We start from the raw sequence: 19,390 nt of genomic DNA, 5'->3' as shown, positions 1-19,390 counted from the left end.
TTAATTATTTTTGCAATACCGTAGGTGTTGCAAAAATAATTAAAAATGAAACTTATCACCGAGATAATATTTGCGGACATCAGGATCATCCGCTAATTCTCGACTAGAGCCGTCAGCAAAAACTTCGCCTTCACGCATGATATAAGCGCGATCGGTAATTGTTAAAGTCTCGCGAACATTATGATCCGTAATTAACACGCCCATATTGCGATCGCGCAAGTTGCTGATGATTGTCTGAATTTCACTAACAGCGATGGGATCGATACCCGCAAAGGGTTCATCTAGCAAGATAAACTTGGGCCCTTCTTGCCCAACCGCCAACGCTCTCGCAATTTCAGTACGCCGACGCTCTCCCCCCGACACTTGAATTCCCATCGTATCAGCAATTTTGGTCAGACGAAACTCTTCTAACAAGGTACGCAGTCGATGCACTTGTAATTTCTTGGGGACGTTGGTTTGCTGCATCACCAGTAGCAAATTATCACGCACCGATAATTGTCTAAAGATGGTAGCTTCTTGGGCGAGGTAAGCCATGCCCATCCGCGCCCTTTTGTGAATTGGTAAACGGGTAATATCTTGTTGATCGAGCCAGATACTGCCGCTATCGGGCTGAATTAACCCTGTTGCCATGTAAAACGATGTAGTTTTTCCCGCACCATTTGGTCCCAGCAGTCCAACAATTTCCCCCTGCTTAACGGTGAGGCTCACTTGCTGAACCACCTGCCGACCACTGTAGTTTTTACTAACGTTATCAAGGGAGATTTGCATTACTTAGTTGATAGTTGGTGGTAATTAATAATTAATTAATTACGAATTACAAATTACGAATTATTAATTCGTAATTTGTAATTCGTAATTGATCCTACTTACCATCAAGAATAATTTCCTGTGGTTTTGATTGTAACTTTTGAGGAGAATTGGTCGCCGTGGGTGGACTGACTTGCTGTTTTTTAAAGGCAGGTTTGATCTGGGTTACGGGCGTTGCTGAAGTTGCAGGCGTATTAGCAACATCTCGATCTGGTACTACATAGATAGTTTCGACCTGTTGATTAGCAGGAGGTGACGCGACAAATTTACCTTCACTGACGAGATAGGTGACAGTTTGAGCTTTGATGCTATTGACACCTTCTTGGGTAACAATCACATTGCCTGTTAAAACTACACGCTGCTCCTTAGAAAAATATTGTGCTTGCTCAGCGATCGCATCAATCTGTCGGGCGGGATAGCTCATTTTGACATTGCCAGTTGCCGTAACCACACCCGTGTTTGAGTTTGCTTCTTGGACATCAGCACGGATTGTCAAGGCTGTATTAGTTTGGGCTTGGATTGATGGTAAGGAGCTAGAGGCGATCGCCAAAACTGGAATTGCAATTAAAAACAATTTAGTAATTGGTGATTGATTATGACTTTTTCCTTTTTCCTTTTTCCCTTTTCCTTGCAACAGCGATTGGTAAATCATGCTTAATGGCTTCATAGGTTTTGTACCTTTTGTTCATACAAATTTACAATGGCTGCGACCACTTCTTCTATAGTTAGACCATCCGTATTGACTAAAGTTGCATCTTCAGCCTGAGTTAGAGGTGAATGGTCGCGGGTGGAGTCTTTGCGATCGCGTTCTTGGATTTCATGCTCAAGGGTAGCGAGGTCGGGGGCGACCTGACCTTGAGCAATCAGATCGGCTTGACGACGTTTGGCTCGCTCTTCTGCCGAAGCAGTCAAAAATACTTTAACTTCTGCATCAGGAAATACATGGGTTCCAATGTCTCGCCCTTCCATCACTACACCACCTGTCTGCCCGATCAGTTGCTGCTGCCTTACCAAAATTTCACGGACGGCGGCTTGGGCGGCGATCGCGGAAACATTGGCGGTAACTTCAGGGGTGCGAATCTCCGTAGTGATATCTTCGCCATTGAGCAGCACCTGCATCGGCTTACCTGCGATCGGATTAGCAAATAGTTGAATTTTTGAGCTGGCGGCGATCTCTTGTACTTTGTCTTGCTCTCGTAAATCAATACCTTCGCGTAACACAGCAAGGGTAACACTACGATACATAGCGCCCGTATCTAAAAACAACAAACCTAATTTATTGGCAACTTGTTTGGTAACCGTGGATTTGCCCGCACCTGCAGGCCCATCGATCGCAATGATCGGTTTTCTAGGGGTGATAGTATGACTCAGCAAAATATTATCGATCAAGCGTGTATTTTCAATTCGAGCCGCGATCGCGAGCATTAACTCTGCTTCAGAAGTAATTTGAGTACATGGTTGCAAGGTCTTGGCATCGACTAACTCAATATACTCTAGATTAATTTCAGGGAGCTTCGCTAAATAATTTTGTGCTGCTTCGATAATTTGGTCTGGATAACAAAGTTCATAACAAAGAAAAAATTGCTGCTGAGCCTGCCGTAGACTTTGATAAATATGGGCTGCTAAAACCCGATCTTTGCTGGACAAGTACTGATTACGGGAACTGTAGGCTAAGCCGCTTGGTTCTCGCACTGTCGGACAGCCAATAATCTCCACAGGCAAGTTTAAATCAGTCACCAGTTTCCGAATAATCGCTAGTTGCTGCCCATCTTTGCTACCCAAGTAAGCGCGATCAGGTTGTACTACATTCACGAGCTTGGTCACGATTGTGGCTACACCTTGAAAATGCCCAACCCGCGATCGCCCACACAAAATCTCGGTCATTGCTGGTGGTGGGATAACTTGGGTTATTTTGCTAATGTCATTTAGCCCCAACTCTTGAGGCTCTGGCGCAAAAATTGCATCAACTCCTGCATTTTCACAAAGTTGGAGATCTTGCTCTAAAGTGCGTGGATATTGCTCAAAATCTTCACCCGCCCCGAATTGCAAAGGATTGACAAAAATACTGACAACTAGGCAAGCATTTTCAGTTCTAGCCCGATCAATTAGGCTTAAATGCCCAATGTGCAAAGCCCCCATAGTCGGTACAAGCCCAATAGATAATTGTCCTACGGACTGTTGGGCTTTTTGGGTCTTTAAGTAATTACGCAAAGAAGCGATCGTAGTAAATAGCTGTGTCAAGCAATCAACCTCAACGAAATTACTATAAAAAGCATAGCCGTCTCAGGTAGGAGATGACTATGCTTTTTATAAAGAATCATGCAAAAAGAAAATGCAAAGCACTCTCTTTTTGTTGTTTAGCACAATTTTTATACCAAAACAAAAAACGGCGGAGCCATTTTCTGATTTTATAGCTATAGCCATCTGTATCAGGACAAATCAAAACCCAAATAGTGTGAGGCGGCGCGAAGCGCCGCCTCACACTATTTGGGTTTTATGTCCTAACAAGAATGGCGACAGCTATAAAACTCTTACTGGGTTTGGTTTTTAATTCACAAAAGTGTGGAAACACTTTCGTGAATTGGGATTATTACAGCGCTTTGCGCTTAATTAAAGCCCAGATAAATTTTGGGAAGCGGCGCGGAGCAACGCTTCCCAAAATTTATCTGTACTACTCAAAGCCTCAATAGGCTTTCAAAAAACCGATATTGATGTTTCAACCGCCTTGGTGCTAGAAACACCAATATCGGTTTCATGGTGAGGATTGATGATTATTTAGACAATATTTCGAGTCTGACAGGAGCAACTCCTGAAGAAATTAGACCAATAACATTAGCGGCTGCTGTGGAGATATCAATCACCCGACCATGGGCATAGGGACCACGATCATTAATTCGCACTACTACTGACTGGTTGTTATCCATGTTAACCACCCTTACCAAAGTACCAAAGGGCAAACTAGGATGAGCTGCGGTTAACTCACTAGCATTAAAGATTTCTCCACTAGCACTGTAGTTTCCATCAAAACCAGGTCCGTACCATGAAGCCATGCCAGACATTACGCCAACAATGCGATTGTTTAATGCTGGTGTCGAGGCGGATCTAGCTGCAACCTTAGGTCTGGGAGCATTGACAACCTCTAGTACAGGATTAGCACCTCCAAGGAGGCGGCGCAGCAAATTTGCTGACTCTAAAACATCCTGTGTTTGATTTTGCAGAGATTCTGGGAAAACTGCTTGCTGATCAAATTTCAACATGGCGCGATCGCCTAATTTGATCACATAGTTGCCATTTTTCCAAGCTGGGATAATTTTATTTGCGTCGAGACCATCACGATTAAGTTGATTAATCAGGGCGGCGGCAGCGGTAGCTCTTTCGACAGGGTTTGCTGAAGTTAGCAGATTTTCAGAGCTATCATCGGCGGATTTGGCGGGACTATCTGAGTTACTAGGGGCTAGATTAGTAGGACTGGTTGTTAGCTTTAGGGATTCAGAGTTCTTTTTAGTTTCGCCCTTAATTTCGCTTTTAGTTTTTGATGTGTCGGAGGAGTTATTTTCTGAAACTGATTTGGCAGATTCTTCAGATTCAATATAAGTAACTACAGGAATACCACGGACGTAGACTGTGGCAGCATTTTTGCCATTTAATTTGTGGGTATGGATGCGAGCGATCGAATCATCTTTGGTTCTAATTAATGCTTGCGATCGCGTTTCGCCAACCTTTAAAGAATTAGAAGAGTTAGATAGAGAAGTAGATACATTAGTAGCTGTGACTTCTGTTTGAGATCCTGTTTGAGCCTGTGCGCTATGGCTAGCAAGACTTGAGACGATAGCAAGAGCTACTACTGAGGTAGAGAGAGTGTAGCTCCAGTTCCAATTAAGCATAGGTAAAGCAGAAAAGAAGATAAACGACTAAAAATTACTGATGAAAGCTTGACTGTTAAAGGGTTAAAAACAAAATTATTAATAAGTAGTTTCGCTAATTACAGAGAAAACATTAATAAATTTGTTTATGTTGTTCAGATTAACATGGTTATTCAAAATGACAATAATTTACCTGTCAAATCCTTGCTGTGAAAAGCTTACAGACTTTCTTGTTTACTTAAAATTGAAATTTTGCTTCTTTCTCATTAGAATTCTTTATAAAAATGGAACTTTGTGCCAATAGTTACAAAAAAATATCCATAAAAGTATGCCTTTAGAAGTAGGTATTTTTGCTGTCAAATAAGTTTTATATGCATAACGACTCAATATACAAGAAAATTTCAGTTTGGTTGACAATTCCTCTTGAGTTTTGTTCGTATGTAAACCTTATGAAGACGTGATCTCAGAAATAAAGTGTCAGAAATTGCAATAAATCAATCTAAAGGTAGATACAAAAAACAAATTTACAGAAGCCGTTTAGAATTATTTTGATAAATATGTTCGATTTGAACTAAATTTAGATTTTTGCGTTAAAAAAATCGTAACTGACTCAGAATAACTAAGAAGTTAAGCAAAACACTTAGAGATAAAGTATAAGAATTTTTAATCAATCAACAGAAACTTTTTCAAAAATCTTCAAAAAATCAGGATGTTTTACCAAAAAAGAGTCTGCCCAAAGTGCAGACTCTTTTTTTGATTTATACCAATTCACGAAAGTGTGACGACACTTTTGCGAATTAAAAAGCGATCGCATCATTTAGCTTTCCGCTCCGAAATCCTTCTAAGTCTAAAGTAATTAGACTGAATCCATATTCACGAAAGGTTTTAGTCAGATCCGCGATCGCCATAAAGTTCATAAATTCGAGCAGGCGATCGCTTGACACTTCGATTTTTGCCGTATCACCCATCGATCGCACTCGGATATCACCTTTCCAGCCGCGATCGCGTAGATACTGTTCGGCATTGCCTACGCGACGTAATTTCTCAATGGTTATTTCTTCGCCATAGGGAAATCGCGAACTGAGGCATGGTTGCGAAGGCTTATCCCACCAAGGCATTCCTAAATATTGCGATAACATACGGACTTCGATTTTGCTAATACCTACTTCGGCAAGAGGCGATCGCACGCCGCGTTCTTTTGCCGCTTGAATTCCTGGTCGATAATCTTGCAAATCATCAGCATTTAAGCCATCGACAACATAGCTATAGCCCATGGTTTTCGCCAATGGCTTGAGGGTGTCGTGTAGTTCACTTTTGCAGAAATAGCAACGGTTAATTGGATTGGAGGTGTAGTTGGGGTTATTCATCTCGTCGGTTTGGACGATTTGATGTTTGAGTCCCATAAATTCCGCTTGTACTTGAGCCGCAGCAAGATCGGCGGGTAATAATGATGGTGAATTAGCAGTAATTGCTAAAGCGCGATCGCCTAAAACATCAAAGGCAACCTTGGCGACAAGGGTGCTATCAATACCGCCTGAGTAAGCTACCAGTACTCGCGATGACTCATTAAATATTTGACGTAAGCGATCGAGCTTGTCGGATAGGGTAGCGTTTAACATCTCAATAAATTAATTATTACTTGCAGTTGCTGAGAGATTGAGATCTCCGACTTTTTCTTTGACTAACACAATTAATCTTTGGCTGCAAAGAAAAAGTCGGAGATCTGGGCAGGCAGATCTAGGGAATCACTAATTTATTTTTGCAACTGAGCTAAACGCGCTTTCAGAATCTCTTGTTGTTTCAAGGATTCTTCCAATTCTGCACGGGCAGTTGCCACCACGTCAGGGGGAGCTTTTTTGACATAGCCTTCATTGTTTAAACGACCTTGGCTAGAAGCGATCGCCCCTTCTAATTTCTTGAGACTGCGCTCTAGCTTGGCAATCAGTTGGGCAATATCTACAACACCGACTAACGACACGATCGCCTGTACCGTACCAACAACACCTGCGATCGCCTCTTCGGTCACGGATTCATCGACTGTTGCCACAATTGCCAAATCCTCAACCCTCGCCAGATCAAGAATATAGCTTTGTCCTGCTTCTAGTAATGCTCTTTCGCGATCGCTGTCGGATTGTAAAATCACCTTCACCTTCAGACTAGGCTTAATCTCAGCTTCAGCGCGAAGATTTCGAATGGTGCGGATTGTGCCAATGATTAACTTGAACTGTTCTTCTAATGCTTCATTAATGTGGGTGGTGTCAACTTCGGGATAGGGTTGAATCGCAAGTACTGGGCGATCGCTCGATGGTTCACTTGTACCGTAGGTAAGTAGTTGCCAGATTTCCTCAGTGACGTGGGGCATGAATGGGTGTAATAAGCGCAAAATCCCATCGAGGACAAAGGCAAGAGTTTGCTGCACGGTGGCGCGAGAAGTAGGGGCGGCAGTTTCCTGTAAACGTGACTTAACTAGCTCAATATACCAATCACAGAAATCACCCCAGAAAAACTCATACAGGCTTTTGGTTGCTTCGCCCATACTATATGCATCAAGTTGTTCACGCACTTGCAAAACTGTCTGGTAGTAACGCGACAAAATCCAGCGATCGGCAAGTTCTAAATTCTCAACTTGGAGCGGGGCGGAGCCCCGCTCCAAGTTGAGATTCATCATTACAAATCGTGAAGCATTCCAAAGCTTATTGGCAAAGTTTCGGGCTGTCTCTACGGTAGTCGATTCGTCAGTTTTACGATTGTAGTCAAGGCGGATATCTTGTCCTGCGCCTGTTACTTCTTTAACGAGTGAATAGCGCAATGCATCAGTTCCATATTTATTAATGAGAACTAACGGATCGATGCCATTATTCTTGGATTTGGACATCTTCTGATTGTTTTCATCGCGTACCAGTCCATGAATATAGACCGTGTGGAAAGGCATCTTGCCCGTGAAATAGCCTGCCATCATCGTCATCCGTGCCACCCAGAAGAAAATAATGTCAAACCCAGTAACTAGAACACTTGTGGGATAAAAAGTCTCAAAGTCCTGTGTTTGCTCTGGCCAGCCCAAAGTCGAGAATGGCCATAAACCAGATGAGAACCATGTATCAAGTACATCTGGATCGCGTTCTAAAGTTACATCTTCACCAAATTTCGCCTTAGCTTGGGTATATGCCTCAGTCTCAGTCCTCGCCACAAAAATTGTGCCATCGGGTGCATACCAAGCAGGAATCTGATGCCCCCACCATAGTTGACGGGAAATACACCAATCCTTAAGGCGGATCAGCCAATCTCGGTAAACCTTCCCCCAGCGATCGGGTACGAAGGTGGGCGAGTTTTGCTTGTCAAATTGTTGTAGTGCAAAGTCTGATAGGGGCTTAATATTCACAAACCACTGAATTGAGAGCAATGGTTCTACAGGTACTTTGCCACGCTCTGAATAGGGAACAGTATGAGTATAGTCTTCAATTTTTTCCAGTAAGCCCAATTGATCAAGCTTTGCTACGACGTTTTTACGCGCTACAAAGCGATCTTGTCCTTGGAACTCGCCTCCATTCTCATTGATCGAGCCATCTTTATTGAGAATATTGATCAAGGGAAGCTGATGACGTTTACCCATCTCAAAGTCATTAGGGTCATGGGCAGGTGTAATTTTGACGCAACCACTGCCAAAGGCTTTATCGACATATTGATCGCCAATGATCGGAATCTCGCGATTCATGATCGGCAACATGATCGTCTTGCCAATTAGATGCTTGTAGCGATCGTCTTCAGGGTTTACAGCCACAGCCGTATCACCCAACATAGTCTCTGGTCGGGTAGTCGCCACTACTAGATGTCCAGAGCGATCGGCTAATGGGTAGCGAAAATGCCAGAGATGACCATTTACTTCTTTACTATCAACTTCTAGATCAGATACAGCAGATTGTGATTCGGGACACCAGTTAACTAGATATTCGCCCCGATAAATTAAGCCAGCCTCGTAAAGTTTGACAAAGGCTTCGGTGACAGAATTTGATAAGCCTTCATCCATAGTGAAGCGTTCGCGAGTCCAGTCAGCGGATACACCTAAGCGCCGCAACTGCGAAACAATCGTACCGCCCGATTCCGCTTTCCATTGCCATGCTCTCTCTAAAAACTTTTCGCGTCCAATCTCTTGATTGGTTTTGCCTTCAGCTTTGATCTGTTTATCGAGAATCGTCTGTACAGCAATGCTGGCGTGATCTGTACCAGGTAACCACAGGGCATTAAACCCACGCATCCGATGATAGCGAATCAGGATATCGATTAATACCTCTTGAAAAGCATGACCCATATGTAAGCTGCCCGTGACATTGGGTGGTGGAATCATGATGCAGTATGGTTCTTTTTCGCTTTCGCTGGCTGCTACAAATACGCCACTTTCCTCCCAATATTTTTGCCACTTGGCTTCAGATTCGAGAGGATTATATTGTTTGGGAAGCTCGGTCGTACTCATAGCGGGTTACTGAAAATTTAGACAAAAGTAATGGGCAACTTACAACGCTTTGCGTTCAGACCCGAAGCAAGGGATTTTTAGAAAGTGTTGCAAAGCATCACTTTCTAAAAATCTCTTGCTTCGTTTGCTCGGAAATCGCTGTAATTAAAATTTATATTTAGCTTATATCTTATAGTGTTTTCCAGACCATAGGAAAGCCCCTGATGGTATTGCATAGACGCGACATTAGAACCTTAGTGATGCGGCGCGAAGTGCCGCATCACCAAGGTCTAGTTGTAGACTGGGAAGGGAGTAGCTAAATTTTTCCTAAGGCTATTCATGTAGAATTTATAACCAAAAATCAAATGAGGCAATATGACTCAAGCAATTGCACCATCATTATCTTTGTACGATCGCGATCTTGATCTATGGCTAGAGACTGCGATCGCCCAATTAAAGGCGGGTGACTTTCACAATCTTGATGTCGAAAATTTAATAGAGGAGTTAGAGGGTTTGTCAGGTAGTAATAAGCGTGAGGTAGAAACTAGGCTCAAAAGGTTGATCGAACATATTCTGAAACGATGCTATGTTGATATGCCTGACTGTTATCGAGGCTGGTTGTTAACAATATTCGAGCAACGCGATGAACTAAAAACGCTGCTAAGGCAGTCACCTAGCCTCAAGCGTCACTTCTTAAAAATGTTTGATGATTGCTTTGAAACTTCCTTAAAGCGGATCAAGATTGAATATCCTGAATACCAATTCCCAGATACATGGCAATTTGGTCGCGATATCGACACAATGCTCAATGTTGATTTTTGGGATTGATTTTTGGGAATAGCGATCGCATTTAGTAGACACTAATTATTAGGAATGAAAATTAATTAAAACCAAAATTTGTTGGGGCGGGCGAAGCCCGCCCCAACAAATTTTGGTTTTAATTGCACAAGTTAATTAATTTTCATTCCTTATCACGTTGTTATAAGCGGCTTTTATGATTTTGGCTTGAGATGAAAGCTTAAAGTAAGCTAAAATTTTAGCCCAGACCGAAATTTTCAAATAAATTTGCTAGTTGCTGGCGATCGCTATATTTTTATTGGCAGTAACTCAAGATAATTAAGCAATACCATTTTGTTAGGAGTAACCGCTTTGGAAGTCGCGCAACTGTTGGAACTATATAGACAGGGACAACGTAACTTTTCTAACATAGATCTCAGTAACGCTCAACTACGCAGTGTTGTCTTAATTGGTATTGATTTGCGTGGCTCGACCTTAAATAAAGCTGATCTGAGTAGCGCTAATTTAATTGAGGCAAATTTGACAGGGGCGAATTTGATTGAGACTAATTTGAGGGGTGCTTTACTCAGGGGAGCCAATTTTTCGGATGCAGATTTAAGTTGGGCAAATTTAACTTGGTCAAACTCTTCTAATAGTAAATTTATTCGGGCTAATCTCAGTGTCACTAATTTTAGTGGTGCAAATTTGATAGAGGCTGATTTTACAGGCGCAATTATGAAGGGTTCTAATCTACGGGGTACAAATTTGCGGGGTACAATTTTCAAGAATTTGCGAACCTGTGCGGATACAGAGTTTACGGGTGTTCGGAATTTGGACGATCGCACTCGTCTATATCTTTGTACGATCGCGAGTGGTACGCATCCATTCACCAAAAATGACAGTCGCCAAACTTTAGGTTGTCCAATTTAATTATGGGCAGCGCGAAGCGCCGCCCATAATTGTTTTATGGTTGCTCTGTAAGTTGCAGTAAGTAAGGAAAAGAGGTGTTTTCCTCGTAGGAGCCAACCCATACTTCATAGGTTCCCTCTAGCCAGTCGCCGCCAATCTCTGGGTTGCGATCGCTAACATCGTCACTACACCAACTGCCCCCAGGTCCGCGCACTAGCAGAATTGTATCGCCAGAGCTTTTGACTTGCATTTTTAGAGAGCGAAATGGCTTGGTCAGGGTGATTTTATGATCGGGTTCTGCGTCAACAAACCCAATGCAGTCACCTGTCTCGGTAACTTTGCGCCCTGATTTTTTTTGAGTTTCAACTCCGCCACCACTGATGCCCCGCAGTTCGATTTCCTTGGGTGTAAATTTCGGGGAGATCGCAATATCTTCAAACATTTTGACGAAACTAGCTTTTTTGCCTGAAGGAATTGCTGGTTTCTCTGGTCGCGTAATCTCGACTGAAGTTGTTGGGTTTGGTGTTGTGTTGGTCTTAGGCTGCGATCGCACTGCTGTAGCTACAGCTATCATTGTGGTGGTCATAGCTGCAAGGGTAATTAGCGATCGCGTTGCAAATTTTCTCATGACACAAATATATTGGTTCTAAGATGTAGATTTTAGCATTCTGTACCAAAGGATCAAGGGTGGAGCTTTGTGACATCTTTAGATCCTTTGGTTTTCGATATAATCACAATGAATGAGAAATGAACGAGCTTAGATAAAGACATGGCAGCGATAGGCATCATGACCGCACAGGTGCGTCCCGAACGTGAGATCGGACAAATCCATGTTTATGACGGAACAGGCAAAGGTAAATCACAGGCAGCCTTGGGCGTAGTGTTGCGATCGCTTGGCTTAGGCATGTCTGATTCATCACCCTTCGGCACAAGAATTTTGTTATTGCGCTTTCTTAAAGGCTCCGAGCGTGAATATTCGGAAGATGCCGCAATTTCCGCATTGCAACAGGGATTTCCTCACTTAATCGATCATGTGCGGACTGGTCGCTCTGAGTTTTTTGATGCCGAGCATGTCACACCTTTCGATCGCCAAGAAGCCGAACGTGGTTGGGCGATCGCTAAAGGGGCAATGGCTTCAGGACTGTACTCGGTAGTAGTTCTCGATGAAATTAATCCCGTTCTCGATTTAGGACTAATCCCCGTTGATCGTGTCGTTAAAGATTTAAAACATAAACCACCTCATCTCGAAGTAATCTGCACAGGGCGCGGCGCACCACAATCGCTGATCGATATTGCCGACCTGCATTCAGAAATGCGATCGCATGATGATGCCCATGCCGAAAAATATGATGTGACAGGGATCGAGATTTATACAGGCGCTGGTAAAGGTAAAAGCACTTCAGCATTAGGAAGGTCACTCAAGGCGATCGGTACAGGCATTAGCCGCGATTTATCGCACCGTGTTTTGATTATGCAATGGCTCAAGGGCGGTGCGGGCTATACCGAAGATGCGGCGATCGCTGCCCTTAAACGTGGCTATCCCCATGTGATCGATCATCAACGCTGTGGACGTGATGCGATCGTTTGGCGCGGTCAACAGCAGGAAATGGATTGCATCGAAGCTCAACGTGGTTGGGAAATTGCTCAAGCAGCGATCGCTTCAGGGCTTTACAAAACAATCATTCTTGACGAACTTAATCCCACGGTTGATCTGGATTTACTACCCGTCGAGCCAATCTGCCAAGCTTTACTCAAAAAATCCCGCGACACTGAAGTGATCATTACAGGGCGTTGTCTTAATCAACCCGCTTACTTTGACCTTGCATCTGTACATTCTGAAATGGTCTGCCACAAGCACTATGCCGAGAAAGGCGTAGACCTCAAACGTGGTGTAGATTTTTAAGAGAATGTCTGCGGCGCAAAGCGCCGCAGACATTCTCTTTAGGCTTAATTTTCGATGACTTCTACTTCCGTATCAGATTCCTCTTCTTCCGCTTCTGAGGCATTCAGATAGTAGTGATTATAGTAGCCATAGTGATATTCACTATCAGAGGAACCAATCATATTAATCAACAAACCAGAAACATTAGCTCTTGCTGTCGATAAAATCTCTAATGCACGGGAGATCCCACTTCTAGTTGAACGATTAATCGCCGCTACCAAAATAAATGTATCAACCTTTGAGGTCAAACATTGAGCATCAGTTATACCAATGACGGGTGGAGTGTCAACTAATACATAGTCATACTCTTCTCTCCATTCCTGAAATAGCGTTGCCATCTTATTAGACTCTAGCAATAACATAGGGTTTGGAGGGAGAGAACCTGACGTTAAAACATGCAAATTACCAAGATCAGATCCTGCCTGAATCAGATCCTGCCATGGACTAAGTGTAGCTAAAGCTGTAGACAAACCCACTTTATTACTTAGTCTCGCTAACTTATGAATAGTTGGCTTTCGCATATCGGCATCTATTAAGAGAACTCTATGTCCCAGAGCCGCTAGAATGTTAGCAAGATTATAAGTCAAAGTACTCTTACCTTCAGAAGGTACAGACGAAGTGAAAGCGATCACCTTCATCGTGTCGTCAGTCCCCAAGTAACGCAAATTTAAAGCCAGAGAACCCAGCGCCTCTTTAAAAGCATAGTAACTACTAGAGGGCAGTATACCTTGACTACTTGCTGGAATTAATGAGGATATTTCTGTCATTGGAATGGAAGCAAGTAGAGGAATATCAATCATTTCCCTTACTTCTTCCACTTCACGAATGCGCTGATCTAAGCGATTGAGTAATAGAGCAAATAAGATTCCTAATGCTATTCCAGAAATTGCTCCAGTAATCAAACTCCTCTCAATATCTGGAGAAGAGGGTTTGATCGGAATAAGAGGCGGCTCTAAAACTTTCCATGATGAAATTTCTTGAGCCTCAGCAATTCTTAATTCCTCTAGTTTTTCACTCAGCTTATTGTAGGTTGAGGTATCAAGGGCAAGTTGTCTTTGAATTTCCACATATCTTTGCTGTATCTGGGGAATCTTAGAAAAAGCATTAGCAACTTCAGACTGGGCATTACGAATGCTCTCTAGTTGCGCTTGACTTACGGCAAGGTTAGTTTGAGCATCAAATAACTGGGAAGCTAGGTTTTGCTGAATTACACTATTGGGTTCATTAGTAATATTTGTCGTATTGCCGCGTACGCCAACTACCGACTGAGCACGAGTCTCCAGCAACCGATAGAGTTCATCACGACGATCTTTAAGTGCAATCACAGTAGGATGATCTTCACGAAATCGAGTTCGCTCTAAAAAGTAGTTAGTCTCAACTTCTTGAAATTGTTTGACTAAGGATTGATAAGGCGTATCTTGTTGCAAAATCGCACTACCGAGCGCTGCTTCTGGAGATTTACCAACTTGGCGACTAAGAACTTCATACTGTTGTTGAACTTGAGCAATTTTGATTTGTAAATCTTGAGCTTGATTTTCGAGCGCCTCACGCATTTTATAAACGGAGGCGGCATAGGTGTCAGGATCAACGATGTTGTAAGTCTTACGGAATTGGGTAACTGCTAGAGCCGACTTATCAAGTTGCTGCTTAACCTGTGGCAGTTTGTCTTGAATGAATTTAATCGCAGTACTGGACTTAGTACGGCGATCTTTTAAGCTATATTCAACGTAAGTTTGGGTTAATGCTGTTAAAACTTCTCGCGCTCGCTTCGGATCGCTATCTGTATAGGTAAGACGCAGAACCATCGTATCTTTTTCAGGTCGGATATCTAATCCGTTCATGATCGTCAAAGGGTCAAGGTCTTTGAAGGAGAGCGCTGAAGGAGATTGCTGCATTTTTGAAACAGCAATTTCAATTAGAGGGCGGCTCTCTAGGATGGCGACTTCTGTACCAAGATTAACCAGAGAGCTAGGGGATAAACCCGGAAGTTGAATATCTGACACTGCGATCGTCGAGTTAACTAGAAGCGAAGCACTTGAGCGATATTGTGGAGTTTTGGTAAATGTGTAGTAAGTATTTCCAGCAAACACCGTGACCGAGACAGCGACGATGACGATCCAACGCTTGCGGAGTACTCTAAAAAATTTGGCAAGCTTAAACGAATCATCAACATACTTGCCTACATAGGTAGCTTTAGGATATTCAGTCATCGTTGTTTTTACCTAAGTAGCTTTAATCGTTAAACTCTTAATCGTTTAATCGTTAATCTTTATATCAAAATCAGGATGATATATCAAATTTATAATTTGAGTATCAGCAATTCTTTTTAGCGAAGTCTATTACATTTGCCGAACCTCAAGGGATGTTTTGAAAGTGTTGCCAAGCAACACTTTCAAAACATCCCTTGGGTTGGGTTTGAGCGCAAAGCACTGTAAGTATGTCTACTTACTTAATAATACTTATAATATAAGTGATTGATTAGACTGTAACCAAACCCCATAACATCTCAGCCCGAATGCCTGCAACTATTCCGACAATATACTCTACCTTGTTCCTAACAATCCTGTTGTTTTTTGGATTAATTTCTTTTTTACGTGGCTCAATCCGCGATCGCACAACTGATGCACTATTCACTGTAGAAGAAATTACGGACGATCACCTATTGAAGCAAGTGCGCGATCATTTTCAGCAGAGAGCTTACAAAGTCATTGAGATTGATCCTGTGCGAGATGTCGCGACCCTCTCTGGGCAAGTCAAGCCAAGTCTTTTTTTGGCAATATTTATGACAATACTCGCAGCAGTTGGCTTAATTTGTCTGGGTGTAGTGTTGGGTATTTTAATCCCTGACTTAGAGAATCTGTGGTTATGGCTGCTGATCTTTTCTCCAATTGCGGGTGTGTTTTATTGGCGTGGTACTCCTCGCGAACGTTTAGTTAGTTTGCAACTTTTACCTGAGACAAGACTGAAAGTACGCGCCCATAAAGATGAGATCGAAGAGTTACAGCGATCGCTCAAGCTAGAAAAAATAGACGTTTAAAAGTGTGTTTTTGTTTGTGAATCATCACAAACAAAAACTTGTAAAGTTTCGTCCCGCAGGAACGAAGTTTTACAAGTTTAGGTAATTTTTTGGACAAGTACTTAGGAACTAAAATTGTTAGCTTTATTGCTGCTTTCCAAATAAAATTGCCGCTATTTTTTATAATGGATATTAGAAAGTTTTACAAAAAATCATTGGTACTTCATGACTACTGTTTTAACCAGTCAAAAATCAGAGACTGTTGTGACGAATTCACTGAAAAATACTACTTCCAGTTTAGATAGTCTTTCTCCTAATCAGCAGCTTCTGCCCTTTACTGCCATAGTTAATTCTAAAGATCATCTTGAAATAGGTGGTTGTGATGTAGTGGACTTAGTGAGCCAATATGGTTCACCGCTCTATATTTTGGACGAAGTCAGTCTTAGAACAGCCTGCCAGCAATATCGAGATGCCTTTGCAAAGCATTATCAAGGACAGGCTCAGGTTTTATATGCTTCTAAGGCTTGGAGTTGTCTAGCGGTTTGTGCGATCGTAGGTTCTGAAGGGCTAGGCATTGATGTTGTTTCGGCAGGTGAAATCTTGACCGCTTTACGGGCTGGTGTTTCGCCGAGCTTGATTTATTTTCATGGCAATAATAAATCTGCCGATGAACTGAGCTATGCCTTAGAGTCAGGCTGCACCATTGTGGTAGATAACTGGCATGAGCTAAAAACTTTGGCTCTTCTCGCTCAAGAGCAATCCCTTGAAGTTGGCTTTAACGCACCACGCATAATGTTGCGGTTAACCCCTGGAATTGAATGCCATACCCATGAATATATTCAGACAGGACATATTGACAGTAAATTTGGCTTTGATCCCAATGAAATAGAAGCGGTATTTGCTTTTGTTGCTGAGTCTAGTCTCAACTGCATTGGTATCCACGCCCATATTGGTTCGCAAATTTTTGAGTTGCAGCCACATCAAGATATTGGTGGCGTGATGGTGCAGTGGTTTAAACTTGCAGGTGACAAGTACGGGCTGAAATTTTCTGAGCTAAATATTGGTGGTGGTCTGGGGATTCGCTATGTAGAGTCTGATGATCCTCCTAGCATCGAAGACTGGATCAAAACTGTAAGTGCGGGTGTAACCGATGCTTTTGTTACCGCAGGATTAGCGCTACCCAAACTACTCTGTGAACCAGGTCGATCGCTTGTTGGCGCGACCTGTGTAACTGCCTATACAATTGGCGGAAGCAAAACGGTTCCTGATATCCGCACCTACATCACTGTAGATGGTGGCATGTCGGACAACCCTCGTCCAATTACCTATCAGTCAAAATATCGGGCTGTGGTGGCAAATCAGATGAGTGCATCCTTGTCGCAAACTGTAACGATCGCAGGTAAGCATTGCGAATCAGGTGATATTTTGATTAAAGATATTCAATTGCCTGAGACTAAGGCTGGTGACATTCTCGTTGTATTTGGTACAGGCGCATACAATTACAGCATGGCTTCCAACTACAATCGATTGCCAAAGCCTGCGGCGGTAGTTGTGGGGAGTGGTGAATCTAGTTTGATCATCAAACGAGAAACCCGTGAGGATTTATTGCGTCAAGATTGTCTACCTGAGAGATTACACCAATTCACAAAAGTGTGATGACACTTTTGTGAATTAAAAACCAAACCCAGTAAGTTTTTTTATGCCAAATCAAGAAAGGGCTACGCCATTTCTTGATTTGGTTAGCTAAAGCAAAAATGTTCTGAAAGCCTCATTTGTCTGTAGGGGCTATTCATGAACTGCCCCTAATTTCGTTCTTTTGTGTAAGTCTTATTGGTTAAAACCCAAACTCAGTAAGGGTTTTAAAAACATAAAATGGCTAAGCCGCTTTATGTTTTGGTATTACAAGTAGTTGGAGTTGAGTTGTGAGTGAGAGGACGATGAATGCAGTGGTTTAATATCAACTCAATTGCATTCATTATGAGAGCGATCGATATCCTTGCGGTATTGGGATTGATCTATTTCATGCTGTCCCTCAGCAACGATCGCCGCACCCTATTGATGGTGAGGGGGATCATCTTTTTACTAATTGCAAGTGTATTGAGCGATCGCCTTGGTATGCGATTGCTCAATTTTGTCCTCGATAAACTATTGATTGGCGCAGCCGTGGCGATGGCGGTAATTTTGCAACCAGAGCTAAGGCGATTTTTAGAACGTCTGGGACGCGGCGATTTACTATCGTTAATTCAACCGACAACCAATCGGCGCACACCTGTCGAAACTGACTCAGTAATTGAAGAAATTAATGATGCTGTAATTGAGCTATCGCAAAACCGTACAGGAGCATTGATGATTATTGAGACGGGTGAACCGATTGATGATCGTGATTTTTCAGTGCCAGGGGTGAGACTTAACGCTTTATTATCAAAAGAGCTATTACATACAATTTTTCAAACTTCAACGCTTTTGCATGATGGAGCCATCTTGATTCGAGAAGATCGCATTCTGGCCGCAGGTGTGATTTTGCCAATTTCTGAACGAGCCGCCTCGCGTGAAATTGGTACTAGACACCGTGCGGCGATGGGCATCACCGATCGCGTTAGAAATTGTTTTTGTATAGTTGTTTCAGAAGAAACAGGATCGATTGCGATCGCGGAAAATGGCATATTAGATCGTCCGATTTCCAGTAGTCGTCTAAGAGAAATATTAGAAACTAAACTAGGTAATTATCGTCCAACGACCTTAGGAAGAACAGTACCACGCTTTAATTGGCTCTGGTCAAACTCAATTCTCAAAAATATGGTAAGTCGAAAATCGTCAGAAAAGAAATGACAGCAAAGCTATTACAAACCTTGCCTCCAGACCTAGATCGTCAAAGATTGCCTAAACACGTAGCCGTAATTATGGACGGTAACGGACGCTGGGCAAAGCAAAAGGGAATGCCCAGAATTGCAGGTCATCGTCAGGGTGTGGATGCCTTGAAGGATTTATTGCGCTGTTGCAAAGATTGGGGAATTGCCGCACTGACTGTCTATGCTTTTTCTACGGAAAATTGGAGCCGCCCTGCTCAAGAAGTTGATTTCTTGATGGTCTTATTTGAGCGAATGTTGCGCCGTGAATTGGAGGAAATGTGCCGTGAAGGAGTACGCATTTCCTTTGTGGGTGATCTTGATTCTTTGTCTAAGTCCTTGCGTAATGAAATAGAGCGATCTCAAACTGCAACGGCTAATAATCAAGCTATTCATTTTACCGTCGCGATCAACTATGGTAGTCGTCGCGAAATCGTCAGAGTCTGCCGTCAAATTGCTGAAGCAACTTTAGCGGGGGAAATTCAGCCTGAAAATATTGATGAAAATGTATTTGAGCAACATCTCTATACCGCAGGAAACCATAATCCTGATCTGTTAATTCGGACTAGTGGTGAAATGCGCTTGAGTAATTTCTTACTTTGGCAAATGGCTTATACGGAAATGTATTTTACCAATACACTTTGGCCAGATTTCGATCGCCATGAGTTTCATCGAGCGCTGGTTGATTATCAAGAACGAGATCGGCGCTTTGGTAAAGTTTAAAAAATCAAAAACGCTATATTGTAAGCATAGGCAGCCCGTTACGCTACATATCCTGCCAAG

At 42.6% G+C, this 19,390-nt stretch carries 15 protein-coding genes; 7 read left to right on the top strand and 8 right to left on the bottom strand.

Features of this window, described 5'->3' with window-relative positions; genetic code table 11:
• Window positions 1-39: 39 nt before the first annotated feature.
• From lptB to H6G05_RS14180, 6 genes are all read right to left on the bottom strand, one after another.
• On the bottom strand, window positions 40-768 hold the full coding sequence (lptB, locus tag H6G05_RS14205) for an LPS export ABC transporter ATP-binding protein (protein ID WP_190578796.1): 729 nt from the start codon (window positions 766-768) through the stop codon (window positions 40-42).
• 94 nt (window positions 769-862) lie between these two features.
• Window positions 863-1,459: an LptA/OstA family protein gene (locus H6G05_RS14200; RefSeq protein WP_190578795.1), complete on the bottom strand. Its 597-nt coding sequence runs from the start codon at window positions 1,457-1,459 to the stop codon at window positions 863-865.
• Between the two features lie 11 nt (window positions 1,460-1,470).
• Entirely contained in the window at window positions 1,471-3,048 is a 1,578-nt protein-coding gene (locus H6G05_RS14195) for a bifunctional pantoate--beta-alanine ligase/(d)CMP kinase (protein ID WP_190578794.1), read from the bottom strand.
• Between the two features lie 530 nt (window positions 3,049-3,578).
• On the bottom strand, window positions 3,579-4,691 hold the full coding sequence (locus H6G05_RS25385) for a septal ring lytic transglycosylase RlpA family protein (RefSeq protein WP_190578793.1): 1,113 nt from the start codon (window positions 4,689-4,691) through the stop codon (window positions 3,579-3,581).
• Between the two features lie 776 nt (window positions 4,692-5,467).
• Window positions 5,468-6,289, bottom strand: coding sequence for an ATP-dependent sacrificial sulfur transferase LarE (gene larE / locus H6G05_RS14185; protein WP_190578792.1), 822 nt, complete (start codon window positions 6,287-6,289; stop codon window positions 5,468-5,470).
• A 134-nt stretch (window positions 6,290-6,423) separates the two neighbouring features.
• Window positions 6,424-9,138, bottom strand: coding sequence for a valine--tRNA ligase (locus H6G05_RS14180; protein ID WP_190578791.1), 2,715 nt, complete (start codon window positions 9,136-9,138; stop codon window positions 6,424-6,426).
• Window positions 9,139-9,492: 354 nt separating this feature from the next.
• Here H6G05_RS14180 and H6G05_RS14175 point away from each other — a divergent pair, with 354 nt between their 5' ends.
• Both H6G05_RS14175 and H6G05_RS14170 read left to right on the top strand, forming a co-directional pair.
• The gene (locus H6G05_RS14175) at window positions 9,493-9,945 is read left to right on the top strand and encodes a DUF29 domain-containing protein (RefSeq protein WP_190578790.1); all 453 of its coding nucleotides are present in this window, start codon (window positions 9,493-9,495) and stop codon (window positions 9,943-9,945) included.
• Between the two features lie 321 nt (window positions 9,946-10,266).
• Window positions 10,267-10,824 (top strand): pentapeptide repeat-containing protein, encoded by a 558-nt coding sequence (locus tag H6G05_RS14170; protein WP_242025511.1) that lies wholly within the window; start codon window positions 10,267-10,269, stop codon window positions 10,822-10,824.
• A gap of 34 nt (window positions 10,825-10,858) precedes the next feature.
• Here the strand turns inward: H6G05_RS14170 and H6G05_RS14165 are convergent, their stop codons facing one another.
• Window positions 10,859-11,431 carry a hypothetical protein gene (locus H6G05_RS14165; RefSeq protein WP_190578789.1) on the bottom strand — a complete coding sequence of 191 codons (573 nt, stop codon included), beginning with the start codon at window positions 11,429-11,431 and terminating at the stop codon, window positions 10,859-10,861.
• 141 nt (window positions 11,432-11,572) lie between these two features.
• Between H6G05_RS14165 and H6G05_RS14160 the strand changes: the two genes are divergently transcribed.
• Complete coding sequence (locus tag H6G05_RS14160; protein WP_190578788.1) at window positions 11,573-12,706, top strand: cob(I)yrinic acid a,c-diamide adenosyltransferase; 1,134 nt, start codon at window positions 11,573-11,575, stop codon at window positions 12,704-12,706.
• A gap of 44 nt (window positions 12,707-12,750) precedes the next feature.
• Here H6G05_RS14160 and H6G05_RS14155 read toward each other — a convergent pair whose 3' ends face one another.
• Entirely contained in the window at window positions 12,751-14,955 is a 2,205-nt protein-coding gene (locus tag H6G05_RS14155; RefSeq protein ID WP_190578787.1) for a GumC family protein, read from the bottom strand.
• A gap of 305 nt (window positions 14,956-15,260) precedes the next feature.
• On the opposite strand from H6G05_RS14155, the gene H6G05_RS14150 reads away from it, so the two are divergent.
• From H6G05_RS14150 to uppS, 4 genes are all read left to right on the top strand, one after another.
• Window positions 15,261-15,782 (top strand): cofactor assembly of complex C subunit B, encoded by a 522-nt coding sequence (locus H6G05_RS14150; RefSeq protein WP_190578786.1) that lies wholly within the window; start codon window positions 15,261-15,263, stop codon window positions 15,780-15,782.
• 204 nt (window positions 15,783-15,986) lie between these two features.
• Entirely contained in the window at window positions 15,987-17,417 is a 1,431-nt protein-coding gene (gene lysA, locus H6G05_RS14145; protein ID WP_190578785.1) for a diaminopimelate decarboxylase, read from the top strand.
• Window positions 17,418-17,702: 285 nt separating this feature from the next.
• Entirely contained in the window at window positions 17,703-18,590 is an 888-nt protein-coding gene (gene cdaA, locus H6G05_RS14140) for a diadenylate cyclase CdaA (protein ID WP_190578784.1), read from the top strand.
• Window positions 18,587-19,330, top strand: coding sequence for a polyprenyl diphosphate synthase (uppS, locus tag H6G05_RS14135; RefSeq protein ID WP_190578783.1), 744 nt, complete (start codon window positions 18,587-18,589; stop codon window positions 19,328-19,330). Before cdaA ends, uppS begins: the two co-directional genes overlap by 4 nt.
• Window positions 19,331-19,390: the final 60 nt, after the last annotated feature.

The organism is Phormidium tenue FACHB-1050 (assembly GCF_014696925.1).
GTDB lineage: Bacteria > Cyanobacteriota > Cyanobacteriia > Pseudanabaenales > Pseudanabaenaceae > Pseudanabaena.
The sequence above is the reverse complement of the archived record's forward strand: the minus strand, read 5'-3'. Positions and strand labels throughout refer to the sequence as shown.